The organism is Bacillus sp. V59.32b, from assembly GCF_003429085.1.
Lineage (GTDB): Bacteria > Bacillota > Bacilli > Bacillales > DSM-1321 > Peribacillus.
Window position 1 is genome coordinate 58,983 of record NZ_QVTC01000004.1, and the last position, 14,707, is coordinate 73,689.

The following is a 14,707-nucleotide window of genomic DNA, read 5'->3' on the forward strand; positions in this document are numbered from 1 at the left end:
TATTAATTTAATTGTCAAACATACTTTTATCGCAAATAATTAATACTCATAATGTAGTAAAAAAGCTACCCATCACAATAAATGTTGTTGCGGGTAGCTTTTTTACTAATCATATTCATTTATTGTCTTACAAATCCTTGTCATCAACAGATGCGAGCCATTCATCTATCCCTTCAACAACAGCCTGCACGGTCCCTTCCTCAAACGGCGACTGCAAATTAGCTTCCTCCACCAATCCGAGGAACGACTGGCTTCCGCCAAGCTGGCAGAGCTTCAAATAATCTGCCCAGGCTGCTTGCTGGTCTTCCCTTGAGCGTTTCCAGAATTGGAAGGCACAAATCTGTGCGAGTGTATAGTCAATATAATAAAAGGGCGAACCGTATATATGTCCCTGGCGGTGCCAAAAACCGCCCTTTTCGAGATACTCATCGCCATCATAATCCCGGTGCGGCAAATACTTTTTCTCGATTTCACGCCATGCGCTCTTTCTTTCCTCTGGCGTTGCATCAGGTTTTTCGTAGACGAAATGCTGGAATTCATCGACAGCTACACCATAAGGCAGGAACAGCAGTCCGCTGCTTAAATGCGAAAATTTATACTTATCAGTGTCTTCTTTGAAAAATAATTCCATCCACGGCCAGGTGAAAAACTCCATGCTCATCGAATGTATCTCAGCCGCCTCATAAGTTGGCCAGTAGTATTCAGGAATTTCAAATTTTCTGCTGCTGTATACTTGGAACGCGTGTCCTGCTTCATGAGTGAGCACATCGATATCGCCGGAAGTCCCGTTAAAATTGGAAAAGATAAACGGAGCTTTTAAATCTTCGATGAAGGTACAATATCCCCCGCCGGCTTTTCCCTTTTTAGAAACAAGGTCCATGAGCTGATTGTCGGTCATAAATTCAAAGAATTCTTTCGTTTCAGAAGAGAGCTCTTCATACATTTTTTTGCCATTTTCGATGATCCATTCCGGCTCTCCCTTTGGAACGGCGTTTCCTGTTTGAAACTCGAAGCCTTCATCATAGAATTTCAGCTCGTCGAGTCCGATTCTTTGGCGCTGTCTCGCGCGGAGCTTGCTTGATAGCGGCACGATATACTCTTCCACCTGTTTGCGGAAGTTAGCGACCATTTCGGCATTGTAATCGGTTCTTGCCATCCGATAATAGCCCAGTTCAACGAAATTCTTGTAGCCCAGCTTTCTTGCAATCTCATGGCGCACCTTGACAAGCTTGTCATAGATTTCATCTAATTTCCGCTCATTTTCTGCAAGAAATCCATTTTTCGCTGCATTGGCTTTCTTTCTCATTTCCCGGTCGGGAGATTCGGCAAATGGCTGAAGCTGAGGAAGGGTGCGTTCTTCGCCTTCAAACATAATTTTCGCTGAGGCGATCAGCTGCGTATATTCAGTTGACAGCTTATTTTCCTTTTGTAGAAGTTGGATAATTTCTGGAGAAAAGGTTTTCAGCTGGGCATCGGTCAGGGCGAATAGCTGCTTCCCCCATTTCGTTTCCAAATCCTTGCGAAACCTGGATCCAACAAGCTCCTTATAATATTGAGAAATAAGCTCTTCTATCTCTGGAGCGATTTCATCTAGATAATCATTTTCCGCCTTATAAAACTCGTCATTCGTATCGATAGAATGTCTTATGTAGCAAATATTGAACATTGTGCTTACGTTGTCTCGTATCCCATTGATTTCATCCATTGCTTCGCTCTGTTGCTCTACGTTTTCCGCATTTGAAAAACGCCCCAGAGCTTCAGTGAATGCTCTCTTCACTTCTTTCATATCAGGACGGCTATACTCGTATTGATCAAACTTCACAAAACCACTCCTTTATGCTCTGTAATTCTTTATCGTCTTCCATTATATAACAAGCAAAAATCATATTAAATAAAATTCTCCAGAAACAAGCTTGTCCATTGGCTAACGAAAAGGCGAAGCAGATAGTAAAGCTTATACTTTCCTATCTACAAAAAAATCCCCCTACTAAAGGGGATTTTTTACTAATCGCTTCAATTGTTTGCGGCATTGAGCCCTAATTTCTTCATTAATTCGATGGCTGTTTCTTTTTCTTCATCAGTTAGTGTACTCATGATTTCATCGATTCTTTGCTCGTGCTCAGGAAAAACAGATTCGATAAATGCCTTCCCTTTATCCGTGATTTGAGCATAGGTTACTCGGCGATCATTTTTAGAAGCAACCCGCCTTAAATAGTCTTTTTTTTCAAGCTTATCTACGACATAGGTAATGCTTCCGCTCGCAAGCAGTATCTTTCCGCCAATTTGCTGCAGCGGCTGATCTCCTTTATGGTAAAGCAATTCCATAACAGCGAATTCAGTTGGATTCAAGCCATGGTCCGCAATATACTTATTTATCACGTCATTTATGGACCTATGCGCTCTTGATAAAACGATGAACAATTTCAGGGATTGCTTAATACTATTTTGATTCAATTCATTCACAACCTTTAAAAAGATCTAAATTTTAAATATCGGGATTTCAATATCTCGAATTAAAGGTTATTATACGAGTTATCTTTTGGTTTGTCAATTCGTCGTAGCGCAATGTTATGAATGTGGTTTACTGTTACTGCTTGCAGTGTGGCCTACGTCTGGATTTCAGCCATGTCAATCCCTTCTAAAATTATGGATGCTGCCTATTTTTCTTCACATTCTTTTCCAGTTTGTTTAATTTAAACTATTGCACAACTTACAAAAAAACTAGACCTTGCATAAATCTGCAACCATTTCCTCATGATAATTAGGAATGATTTTTAGGCAAAGACCTGCGGTATTATGTCAAACAAAAAATAATGGATTATTTGATTATCAAAGAACAAAACTGAGAAAAAGGCATCACCAAACTAAGCCAGTAAAATTATGGTAATTACTAGCATTGATTAAAAGGATTTAGAAGGTCGTTTCACTTCATCCATTTACGCTCCTTTTAGGCGTGTAGATTTGGTAATTGCGTAGTAGCGCATCCACCAAACGCACAAATTTTCTTGCGGTTAGAACGATTGCTCTTTTGTGCTGATGTTTCGGAACTTCACTGAATTTTTCGCGTAATAGTTTTGATACTCGGGTATGTGCCTTCTTACTGAGTTAGCGGCTTCAACTAAGTAATATCTTAGGTATTGATTCCCGTTACGTGAAAGTGAAGTGTCATCTGCAGTAAAACGTCCAGATTGGTGTTTTCGCCAGTAAAGACCGGCGTATTTAGCTATTTTAGTTTCATCATCAAAGCGCTCAATTTGACCGATCTCTGCGATTATACCAGCTGCGAACACATGTCCTATACAGGGAATGGATTGAATCGTCTGTGTTAAGCAAGCCATTATGCGTTCAATTGCTTTATCAAGCTCCTTGACGTGTTTCTGAAGGGTTCGTATCACTTCGATTGACGTACCAAGGAGAAGGTCAATCGAGTCTTCCATAACCTTATCTAAGCGATACGAAGAACTTGGATGGATTGGGCCACACTTTCTGGATTGTCGAAGCGATTCTTGTAAGCGCTTCGTCATGACGTAAAAACATGGATGGATGGAAACTATAGACGGATGTGGATTCTAAGCCAATTTTAAGTGCTTGAATGGTTTGATTCTTAGCATTTTCTAAAAGACGATCTCGAAGAAAAGTGGCACCAGGTAAATCGTTCGAAACAGTAAGAGTTTCTAGTTTTTTACTATCATCATTTAATAAACAAACTTTGATATCAAAAGAACTAACATCTAATCCAACAAATAATTTCACGGGTTGTCCCCTCCTTTCAAATTAGAATCATTGGTGCTTTCTTGGACGCCTCGAGATATCTCTAGTGTGAATGCCGACCAGCAACCTTGTGTATCAGAACTCACCCTGATTCGAAAGCCGCCCTAGAGCTACTACCATCTAGGTTCGAGATTCAGGGGGAACAGCCTGCGAGTAGGAAGACCCGCGCGTGCACTGAGAAACAGTCTTTTAATGTGGTTGATCCACAGGAGGTAAAAGAATTGTCCCAAATGATCCTACTATCATTATCTAGAAATATCTCGGGACGCCCAAGTTATTTGACTATAGACTGCAGGGAAAGCAAGAAAATCGGGGCCCAATAAAAAGGGCCTAAACATAATATACGAGGAGGTATGGATGATGAAGAAAGAAAATCAGAGTCATATGATTCAATCTCAAGCTGTAAATAAGCAACTGGATGAACTAGAGGCTCAGAATTCTTCAAAAGAAAAAAATAAAAAGGGCAGTACAAATGAGATTCAACCTATCGCCACAGATGACGAGTTAACACAGTAGTATCTTGTCAGCCCGCTGGTAAGCGATAATTATCGATAAAGTTAGGCCTCTAATGTGTAAAAAAAGATAAAGAATGCCTCCGAAGAGATTAAAAACCAATTCGGAGGCATTCTTTTATGGGAAACTCGCAATAAATGTGATTTCCACCTTTTGATGGCATGCTTTAAACTCTTGCAGGCACTGATATATCAGCACTTTTTGCTGATTCATTACATCATCTGTTATACTATGAAAAAAACAAAAAAGTAGCGGGGGATAATGTTTAAAAACAAGCAAAATATCATTTTATATATTAGCGTTGTCGTATTGCCACTCCTCATTTTTTGCTATATATATTTTATTCAGTTAGAAAAGAAAACCAGCACCTCTCTGAAAGAAAAGGCCGAATGGGTGGGCTCCATCCATCATCAATCTTTAGATCAGGTGATAAGGGAAACAAAAAACAATCTTGAGATTCTGGCTTTAAGCGGTACCTCACTCCAAGATGACGAGCAGAAGATGGAGGACCTTCTGTCCCGGGCAAGTAATAAAGACCCCCGCTATGCCGGTATGTACTGGCTTAACACAGAAGGATATGCAATAACGGGAACAAATGAAATTCTCATCGATACACGCTTAATGGACCAACCCAATATCGAAACGGTCCTGCACACTAAGAAACCAGTAGTATCTGATAAACTTGTAAATGAGCAGGAAACCTTTAATTATTTTTCTATAACAGCTCCGATTCTCGACACAGAGAACAATGTGAACGGTTTTGTAATGGCCCAGATCAGAATCGACTACATGGAAAATGTCATGTCCATTCTGACTCCTGATTATACAGTGAGCGTTGAAAATAAAGAGAACAAATCTATTCTGGAAATCAATCCTGATAACAAACAGGCAGAAAACAACAACTCGGTAATTATCCCATTCGATGAGGTATCATGGCATTTACATGTAAAAATGGATCCTGAAATGAAAATGTTTGACTATAAGTCCCTCATTAGCGGCCTTATTTATGCAGTGATTGTGGCCCATGTCCTTTTCTTAATAGTTAAGTACCTGTTGCTTAGCAGAGCAACCAAGAGACAGAAAAAACTGATCGATGCTCAAAAACTCGAGGTTGTCGGCACTCTTGCCGCGAGCACTGCCCACGAGATTAAAAACCCGCTCACCGGCATTAAAGGGCTTATCCAATTGTTGGAAGAGAAATACACAGATGAGAAGGACCAACTTTATTTTTCCGTGATTATGAAAGAGATCGAACGGATAAACGGCATTGTCAGCGAGTTTATTGTCCTGGGGAAACCAACAGCGCAAAAATTGGCCACTATTGATATTAGAACAGCTCTTAACGATTTACAGCCTCTTCTTGAGTCGGAGGCAAACCTTTATAATGTTTCGCTTACCGTTTTATTGCCTGAGAATCCGGTTTTCACTATTGGCTCGTCCGATCAAATAAAGCAAGTCATCTTGAACATTGCCAAAAATGGATTTGAAGCCATGCCGGATGGTGGAGACCTAATGATAGAATTATCGCATCAACCGGGTAAGGGCATTATTACCATTACCGATACAGGATACGGGATGACAGAAGAAAATCTTAAGAATGTTTTTGATCCCTTCTATTCATCTAAAGAGTCAGGGACCGGTCTGGGACTCTATGTGTGCCGGCGGATAGTCGAACAGTTTCACGGAAGCATACACCTTTCAAGCAAAAAAAATCAGGGCACCCGGGCGGTTATCTCGATTCCAACCGCCAATGAAGAGTGACCCAGACACTTTCTGATAGAAATAATTAGTGAGGAGCTTCGTTTATGTCCAGCACAGCCCAAACAGTTAAAAACATGCCAGCTGAAAAGACCACTGCCTATAATGTGCTATTCATTATTGGAATTTGCCATTTGCTGAACGATTCCCTTCAGGCTGTTGTTCCGGCTATGTTTCCGATTATTGAGGAGACAATGTCATTAAGCTATACGCAACTTGGAATGATCGCTTTCGCTTTAAACATTATATCGTCTATCATGCAGCCTGTGGTCGGGTGGTATACAGATAAGAGGCCACTGCCATTCGCACTGCCCATCGGTCTAACAAGCTCGCTTGCTGGGATGGTGCTGTTAGCGTTAGCGCCGAACTATTATATAGTTATTTTGTCCGTTATCTTAATCGGCATCGGCTCTGCCGTGTTTCATCCAGAAGGTTCAAGGGTCGCTTTCATGGCCGGTGGTCCTAAAAGAGGACTTTCCCAATCGATTTACCAAGTTGGGGGCAACACCGGGCAGGCACTTGCTCCGCTGATAACGGCAATTGTTCTTGTTCCTTTTGGACAAAAAGGAGCGCTCTGGTTCGCACCTGTGGCCTTTACAGCGGTCTTATTATTAATGTACATAGCGAGATGGTATTCTGGCCAATTGATCTATTTTCAGCCAAAGAAAACAAATAAGAAAACAGGTGGCAGATCCACAATCGGAAAAAAGATTGGAATCGCGCTATTTTTAATCCTGTTCATCATTTTTGCCCGTTCGTGGTACGTAGCCTGTATCACAAATTTTTATGCATTTTATTTAATTGGGGAATATTCATTCACTATTAAAACAGCCCAATTCTTCATCTTTGCCTTCCTGGCTGCCGGAGCGCTGGGCACTTTCGTTGGCGGCCCGCTAGCTGACCGGTTCGGCAGGAAGAAAGTTATTTTATTTTCGCTGGTCGGAAGTGCGCCTATCACGATTCTTGTGCCGTTTGCCAGCCCTACCGCAACATTCATCTTACTGCTGATAAGCGGTTTTATCATTATGACCAGCTTTTCCGTCACGGTCGTGTATGCGCAGGAGCTTGTCCCTGGTAAGGTGGGCACTATGGCGGGATTAACCGTAGGCCTGGCCTTTGGAATGGGTGCGGTAGGATCAGTTGCCTTAGGCTCAATCGCAGATTCCATTGGGATCAGCAGCATGATCAAGATGGTCGGTTTCCTGCCGCTCCTTGGGATGATCGGTTTCTTCTTACCATCTGATAAAACCTTGAAGAAATGGTATCCAAAAGAAGTCTGACGCACGACTTTTTTGTTGCCTGTCTCTTTTTTCGTTGCGGAAATTTTCTCGAACAACCGTTGATTTTAGTATTTTCGTTTATAGAAAGGCAAGTCAATGATGATGTATTAATTGGCACTGTTTTATCAGACAGGTCCACCGTATCGATTCTATTTATCAAGGGATCGATTACTGACGGATTCAGAGAGATACTCAATGGGCATCTCCCTGCTGGTGCTTAAGCCAGAGTCCCTGTAATCGGGGTTTATTTAGGGGTATTGACTATGACAATATGGAAAACAACATACCGCATATAGATTTGGAGCATTCCAAAAGCAGAATTTAATTCGATGAAAAAACGATGACAATCACTTTGTACAATTTACCAAGAAGGTCTATCGGTCAGAGACAGTTGTTCACTGATAAAATGAGACCGGAATCGACTGGACTTCAAAACGCACCGTCTCGCCCTGATAAAAAAAAAGCTGCAGAATTACTCGTGACACTGCTGGAAATATCGTGACTTAACTAGCTGAATACTTTAAATAGTGATACTCATTCATGAGCTGGTCGAGCTCCTGGCTTGTACGGATGGTATTATCATCTGTCAGCCCGTACATCTCCGCAATTTCAATCATTTCAAAGCGTTTTATTTGGATTTCTGAATATACCTCGGCAATTCTTTTCCCTTCCATGGTTAAAAACACATCCTCCTCACATGAATAAACAGAATACTAAAGGATTATTACAAAATATTTAATAGCTGTAAACAGATTCGCAAAAGATAGACAAAACTTCCGATATTATGACAATATATTTATTTTGTCGAAAGTGAATTTCGTCACTCCCGAAAAACCTGGCAGGTTTTTTCTTGCTGGTTGGTGGTAATATACTATAAGAATGTAAAAAGGAGGGATGATAGAATGCTGCGCAAAATGTTTTTTACCAAAATGGCCTATTCTCTTTTTAAAAACGAAGCAAAACATTATGCAAATAACAAAAACGAAACGAAGGGTCTCGTAAATAAAGCAACGAATAAAGCGAAAAAGAACGAACTGACCTTAAAGGGGGTTTGGGGACGGCTTCAGACGATGTTTAACATGTTAAAAGCATGGGCCAAGGGCGAATATCGTGAAATCCCTTACCGATCTCTATTCATGATCTTACTTTCGGTCATTTATTTCGTCTCGCCTATAGATGTCATCCCTGATTTTCTATTCGGACTCGGTATTCTTGATGATGTAGCATTAATCGGTTTTGTGATTTCGCAGGTTGATAAGGACTTGGACACCTTCCAAGAATGGGAAGATAATCAAAGCAATATCGTTGAGGTAATCGTGAACCAGCCGAAAGAAGTAAATAATTAATCAGAAGCGGGAGCATCCTTTGCCTGAGTGCTTCCGCTTCTATTTAGATAATCGCCATTTCCAGCTTTAAAAGTCTTTCTTTTATAGGGGTTTTACTGCCAGCATAGCCTGTCAGCGACCCATTCTTGCCAATCACTCGGTGGCATGGAACAATGAAGGGAAACGGATTAGCGCGGCTTGCTTGTCCCACCGCTCTTACAGCCTTGGGTCGATTGATTGACCTCGCAATTTCACTGTATGTTTTTGTTTCACCATACGGAATCTTTCTGATTTCTTCCCATACCTCTTTTTGAAATTCAGTGCCGCTGCCATATAGCGGAAGAAGAAATTCGATATCTTCACCTGAAAAATAACGGTCAAAAAGGGAAGCGAGTCTGGAAAATACGGGCAATTCATCCTTGCGGCTGCACGGGTACTTCCTGCAGCGTTGAAGAAAATCCGGCTCCCCTATTGAAATGGTAATCAGTTCATTCTCATTTGCAATAAGATATAACCTGCCGACGAGCGGGTTTTCATATACACTGTAAAATAAAGATGTCATAGTTATAACTCCTCTTGATTCATAGTGAACGGAAGAAGGATATGAAACGTTGTGCCTTTACCTTCATCGCTTTCCACTTCAACCCATCCTTGATGTTCCTCTACTATTTTATAGCTAACCATCAACCCGAGTCCAGTTCCCCGTTCCTTTGTCGTATAAAAAGGCTCTCCTAGCTTTTTGATTTTTTCTTCCGAAATCCCTCCTCCTTCATCCTTAATCGAAATCCGAACATGCTCCTCATCTTCCCGTTTAATCGCAACGTAAATATGACCGCCATCCGGCGAAATTTCTATCGCATTTTTAATAATATTGATAAAAACTTGTTTTAACTGATTCCCTTCACAGAAAATCAAAAATTCCTCTTCTTCATAGGAAGTATGGAATTGGATATTGTCCAACAAAGCCTGGGCTCTGAGCAGTTCCAGAGTTTCAGTCATGATCCCATTCAAATTTTGTTTAAAGTACCTCATTGCCTGCGGTTTTGCCAGAACCAGAAATTCAGTGATAATATTTTCAATCCTCTGCAATTCTGAAGTGATTACATTAAAATAGGTTGAATAGTCTTCCTTCACGCTGCTTTGCAGGAGCTGTATAAACCCTTTCAGAGCAGTCATCGGGTTCCTTATTTCATGAGCAATTCCCGCAGCAAGCTCCCCAACAACGCTTAACGTATCGGATTTGCGGATTTGCTCCTGCAGTTCCAAATGCTCGGTTACGTCCCGGAATATCGTCAAATGCAATCCGTAATACAGATTTTTTCTCGTCGAAAACTCGATGTATTTAATTTTCCCAGCTTCAAAAGTAATCGGAACGATGGTTTTATCCTGTCCATTCTCCATGACATTCTCGATATGGCTGTTCAGCTTTTGAATATTTTCCGGGATCATTTGTAATATCTCATCCACCGTCATGGACAAGATTTTTTCTTTCGGCAACTCAAGTACATTCGCACCTATTTCGTTAATATCCGCAAAGCCGAATTTGTTCCAGAGTAACATTCCATCCAACGAACCCTCGAATATTTTCCGGAACTTTTTCTCGCTTTTCCTCAGTTTTTTTTCAATCTTCCACCGTTCACTGACATTCCTAAAAATTGTAATGTTATAGCCTTCACTGGAATGCATTTTAGCTGTTAATTCAAGCAGCTTTAACTGACCGTTCGGCATGTAATAAAGAAGCTCATCCCTGACCTCTCCCTTTTCATTGAAAGCTTCTGCCATAGCCTTGAACTTTTTATCTTTCTTATAAACATAAGCATAGATGTGCCTGCCGACAAGATGCTCGCGTTTTGATTCAAAAATTTTACAAGCCGCATCATTCACTCGAAAAATAAAACCGTTTTCATCCCAAAAAACGATAGCATCCATCGTTTGGTCAAATAAGTCGGAAAAAATTTGTTCACTTTTTTTAAGTTTTTTTTCAAAGATTTCCTTTTCCGTTATATTTCTAAAAATCGACATATAATGCTTGTTAAATATATTAGAGCTCGTAGAATATTCAAATCTGATTTTCCCATAGGCCGGGGTCATTTCAATTTCCCCTGTCCAAGTCCCTAGAGAAACTACCTTTTCCATGCCCTTACTCCAATCTTCTTCCTGAGATGGGGCAATAAATTCCAAGATGTTCTTCCCTACCAGTTCATGCTTTTCCAAAAGCATCGTTTTGCAAAATGAATCATTCGCATCAATGATGACTCCATTTTTATCATAAATGATGATACAATCCACGGCTTTATTAAACACATCGAGAAACATCTGGGTCGTCATCATTCTTTCTTGCAATAGCGCCCGTTCCACGGTTACGTCCCGCAGTCGATAGAAAATCTTTTCACCCTGCCGGCCATAAGGCAAACCGATAAATTCAATCTGTTTTTTCTCACCTTCAGGAAGCCGAACAACCCACTCATCTTTATAAATTCCATCCTCAAAGATCTTTTTTTCCTGGTAAGCGAGAACATTTTCCGGGATATCCTGCAGGAAGTCAGTAAGCTGGCTGGAAGGGGTATCTACCTTTGAAATATTCAACAATGAACATGCTTCTAAATTAGCGTAAATAATCGTCCTATTTTTATCCACTAAAATGAGGGACTCCAATGTATGGTCGATTAATTCTTTAAATTGATCAATTTGATTATTCAATTTTTCAATTTCTTTTTTATAGCCAATAATGGCTTCATTATCCACGTTAGCCTCAATCCTCCGAAAAACCACTTTTAATCTCCAATATTCTACATCGATGTTTAATTTTCCTATAGTTGAATGAAAAATGGGTAAATGGAAGTATTTTAATGCATTTTATTTGTTAACGCGTACATCCTCTCTCTTATTTACTTTTAAACTCGTTGATTGGGGATTGGATAAAATTACATGTTTAATTAGATGCTTTATTTTCTATAATGGCGGGTATTAAGAATAGTAACGTGGCTATTTTTGAAAAAAGCATTAACGGAGGGAAACATGAGACAACGAGATTATTTTTTTGATAATGCAAAGTTTTTACTGATTGCTTTTGTCGTATTTGGTCATTTGCTAAAATCTTACGTGAACGATAATGAATTCATCTATTCCCTGTATAAAACGATATACACATTCCATATGCCAGCTTTCATCCTTGTCTCCGGCTTTTTTGCCAAAGGGATTTACGAGAAAGGGTATCTGCCCAAAATTACGAAAAAATTAATACTTCCATATATCATTTTCCAGCTTGTTTATACGGTTTATTATTATTATCTATATAGCCAATCCAAGCTGACCGTCGATTTTCTTGATCCGCATTGGTCCCTTTGGTTTCTGATCAGCCTGTTTTGCTGGAATATCATGCTTCTTGGGTTTTCCAAGCTTAAACCGGCGACAGGTATCCTCATTGCGCTGATGGTTGCCCTGCTCATCGGGTATGTAGATTCAGTTTCCAACTATTTAAGCCTGTCGAGAACGTTTGTCTTTTTCCCAATGTTTTTGATTGGCTATCATCTTTCAAAAGACCATATCAAAAAGCTGTTTACAATCAAGGTCCGCAGCGTGGCATTCGTGACCATGGCCGTCGTCTTAGCCGGCTTCTATATTAATCCCGACATCAACTATAAGTGGCTGCTCGGTTCTAAACCATACTCAGAACTTGAGGCAATCAGTATCATATCCATGTTTAAACGACTTGGCTTCTATGGATTAAGCCTGGTCATGGTGTTCAGCTTTCTGGCCTTTGTTCCAAGAGGACAATATTTCTTTACAAAATGGGGGAAACAGACTTTATATGTTTATTTGCTTCACGGATTCTTCGTCCGATTTTTCCGGGAAAGCGAGATCAATAGTTACTTCACTAACCTTGAAAACTATGTCATGCTCGCCGGCATTTCGTTACTCATCACGATTATATTATCAAGTAAGTTCATTGCTTCAATCGCCCAGCCTGTCATTGAACTGGAGTTCTCCCGTACGAAAAAATTAATGGCGAGTATCCGTATGTATGTTAAGTTTTATAAGAAAAGATGGGAGAAACAATCATCCACATAGAGAAAAGCGTCCGACCCGGGACGCTTTTTCTTATATATCATCCGAATCTTTACATTATCAATACATAATTTCTGCTTATCTTTCACATGTCGTTCGATTGGATGATCCCATATGTCCAAGTAACCCAGTTATTTTCAGCTTTCCAATTGGCGATACTGTGATAAAATAGATTGTTAGTTCAGTTCAAGCCCAGACCACCATGCGAAAGGAGATATGCGTGATTACGCTGCCTACATATGAACACAATCATTGCCACTTTAAATGCTAAATACATTCATACAAGCCTATCCATTCGGTATTTAAAGGCATACGCTGCCCCTGATTTTGACGTGCAGCTTGCAGAATACACGATCAAAGACCCAATTATGAACATCGTTGGCGACCTTTATTCTAAAAAACCGGATATTATCGGCTTCAGCTGTTATATTTGGAACATTGAAGAAACGATAAAAGTCATCCAACTGCTTAAGAAAATTAATCCAGAGCTTGTCATTATCCTCGGAGGTCCCGAAGTGACGTATGATGTTTCGGAATGGCTAGAGAAAATACCTGAAGCGGACTTCATCGTGATCGGTGAGGGCGAGACCACCTTCAGAAAGCTATTAACAGAGCTTCACGGAAACAAAGACTATGCTAGGGTAAGCGGGATTGCCTACAGGAAAGACGGTAAAAAGGTGATCCATCCCCAGGCGGAAAAACTCGATTTAAAAGAGCTTCCATCCCCTTTCCGGTTCGAAGAAGACATTCCCCACCTCTCAAAACGGGTCACTTATGTGGAAACAAGCAGAGGCTGCCCGTTTAACTGCCAATTTTGTCTTTCTTCAATTGAAGTTGGCGTCAGGTACTTTGACCGCGAAAAAGTGAAGGAAGATATCCGTTACCTCATGAACAACGGAGCGAAGACGATCAAGTTTGTCGACCGGACATTCAATATCAGCCGGAGCTACGCAATGGAAATGTTTCAATTTCTAATTGACGAACATCGCCCCGGGACAGTCTTTCAGTTTGAAATCACAGCGGACATCATGCGCCCGGAAGTGATCCAGTTCTTAAACGATCATGCGCCAGTCGGCCTATTCCGTTTTGAAATCGGCGTGCAATCGACGAATGACGATACAAACGAACTCGTAATGCGAAAGCAAAACTTCGAAAAGCTGAAGCGGACCGTGACCATGGTCAAAGAAGGCGAAAAAATCGACCAGCATCTCGATTTGATTGCCGGGCTTCCTGAAGAGGATTACCAATCGTTTCGTAAAACGTTCAACGATGTGTTCGCGCTCCGCCCCGAAGAGCTTCAGCTCGGCTTTTTGAAAATGCTTCGCGGAACTGGATTGAGAATCCGCGCGAAGGATCATAACTATGTTTTCAGCGACCATTCTCCGTATGAAATTCTTGGGAATAACGTATTATCCTTCGATGATATCGTCCGCATCAAACAGGTGGAGGATGTCCTCGAGAAGTACTGGAACGACCATCGCATGGATATGACCGTCGAATTTCTAGTCAAACAGACTTTCTCGTCACCGTTTGATTTTTTCCAGGAATTCGGCACATATTGGGATAAACAAGGCTGGGCAAGAATCGGCCATCAGCTTGAAGACTTGTTCAGACGCCTGCTTCAATTTTTAGAATCCGTTAATCCAGCAATGCTGGGTACTGCGGCCGGGCTGATGAAATACGATTATTTTAACGGTCAAAAATATAAGCCCCGCAAACCGTGGTGGGACCATACATTCGATAAAGCAGACCGTTCCGGCATTTATGAAAGCATATTAGCAAACCCTTCCAAGCTTGGACAGGAATTTGCAGCGCTTGCGCTGACCGAAAAAGAATTATTCAAGCACACGATGTTGGAAGAAGTCCCCTTTGACCTTAAGAGCTACTTGGAAACAGGGGTAATAGAACCTAACCCAACGGTCATGCTTGCATACTTTGACCCCGCCGGTAAGGGATCACAAATTTTTTCATTCGCTAAATAACTTATTCTGA

General features: G+C 40.8%; 11 protein-coding genes and 1 pseudogene. 6 read left to right on the plus strand and 6 right to left on the minus strand.

Annotation, left to right across the window (positions count from 1 at the left end; genetic code table 11):
• Positions 1 to 127 precede the first annotated feature (127 nt).
• The 3 genes and pseudogenes from D0463_RS01095 to D0463_RS01105 all read right to left on the minus strand — a co-directional run bounded on the left by D0463_RS01095 (position 128) and on the right by D0463_RS01105 (position 3,753).
• Positions 128 to 1,822 carry a M3 family oligoendopeptidase gene (locus D0463_RS01095; RefSeq protein WP_117304145.1) on the minus strand — a complete coding sequence of 565 codons (1,695 nt, stop codon included), beginning with the start codon at positions 1,820 to 1,822 and terminating at the stop codon, positions 128 to 130.
• A 191-nt stretch (positions 1,823 to 2,013) separates the two neighbouring features.
• The gene (locus D0463_RS01100; protein WP_117304147.1) at positions 2,014 to 2,454 is read right to left on the minus strand and encodes a MarR family winged helix-turn-helix transcriptional regulator; all 441 of its coding nucleotides are present in this window, start codon (positions 2,452 to 2,454) and stop codon (positions 2,014 to 2,016) included.
• Between the two features lie 474 nt (positions 2,455 to 2,928).
• Positions 2,929 to 3,753 (minus strand): annotated as a pseudogene (locus tag D0463_RS01105) (IS110 family RNA-guided transposase).
• A 378-nt stretch (positions 3,754 to 4,131) separates the two neighbouring features.
• Here D0463_RS01105 and D0463_RS19260 point away from each other — a divergent pair.
• The 3 genes from D0463_RS19260 to D0463_RS01115 all read left to right on the plus strand — a co-directional run bounded on the left by D0463_RS19260 (position 4,132) and on the right by D0463_RS01115 (position 7,322).
• Complete coding sequence (locus D0463_RS19260; RefSeq protein ID WP_160118338.1) at positions 4,132 to 4,287, plus strand: hypothetical protein; 156 nt, start codon at positions 4,132 to 4,134, stop codon at positions 4,285 to 4,287.
• Positions 4,288 to 4,545: 258 nt separating this feature from the next.
• Positions 4,546 to 6,045 carry a PAS domain-containing sensor histidine kinase gene (locus D0463_RS01110; protein ID WP_117304149.1) on the plus strand — a complete coding sequence of 500 codons (1,500 nt, stop codon included), beginning with the start codon at positions 4,546 to 4,548 and terminating at the stop codon, positions 6,043 to 6,045.
• A 44-nt stretch (positions 6,046 to 6,089) separates the two neighbouring features.
• Entirely contained in the window at positions 6,090 to 7,322 is a 1,233-nt protein-coding gene (locus D0463_RS01115) for an MFS transporter (protein WP_117304152.1), read from the plus strand.
• Positions 7,323 to 7,825: 503 nt separating this feature from the next.
• On the opposite strand, the gene D0463_RS01120 is transcribed toward D0463_RS01115, so the two are convergent.
• The gene (locus D0463_RS01120) at positions 7,826 to 7,996 is read right to left on the minus strand and encodes an aspartyl-phosphate phosphatase Spo0E family protein (RefSeq protein ID WP_117304154.1); all 171 of its coding nucleotides are present in this window, start codon (positions 7,994 to 7,996) and stop codon (positions 7,826 to 7,828) included.
• A 228-nt stretch (positions 7,997 to 8,224) separates the two neighbouring features.
• On the opposite strand from D0463_RS01120, the gene D0463_RS01125 reads away from it, so the two are divergent.
• Positions 8,225 to 8,668, plus strand: coding sequence for a YkvA family protein (locus D0463_RS01125; RefSeq protein ID WP_117304156.1), 444 nt, complete (start codon positions 8,225 to 8,227; stop codon positions 8,666 to 8,668).
• Positions 8,669 to 8,711: 43 nt separating this feature from the next.
• Here D0463_RS01125 and D0463_RS20030 read toward each other — a convergent pair whose 3' ends face one another.
• Complete coding sequence (locus D0463_RS20030; RefSeq protein ID WP_117304158.1) at positions 8,712 to 9,209, minus strand: methylated-DNA--[protein]-cysteine S-methyltransferase; 498 nt, start codon at positions 9,207 to 9,209, stop codon at positions 8,712 to 8,714.
• A 2-nt stretch (positions 9,210 to 9,211) separates the two neighbouring features.
• Positions 9,212 to 11,392 carry a PAS domain-containing sensor histidine kinase gene (locus tag D0463_RS01135; RefSeq protein WP_160118339.1) on the minus strand — a complete coding sequence of 727 codons (2,181 nt, stop codon included), beginning with the start codon at positions 11,390 to 11,392 and terminating at the stop codon, positions 9,212 to 9,214.
• Positions 11,393 to 11,665: 273 nt separating this feature from the next.
• Between D0463_RS01135 and D0463_RS01140 the strand changes: the two genes are divergently transcribed.
• Complete coding sequence (locus D0463_RS01140) at positions 11,666 to 12,718, plus strand: acyltransferase family protein (RefSeq protein ID WP_117304162.1); 1,053 nt, start codon at positions 11,666 to 11,668, stop codon at positions 12,716 to 12,718.
• 236 nt (positions 12,719 to 12,954) lie between these two features.
• Complete coding sequence (locus tag D0463_RS01145; protein WP_117304164.1) at positions 12,955 to 14,697, plus strand: B12-binding domain-containing radical SAM protein; 1,743 nt, start codon at positions 12,955 to 12,957, stop codon at positions 14,695 to 14,697.
• Positions 14,698 to 14,707 lie beyond the last annotated feature (10 nt).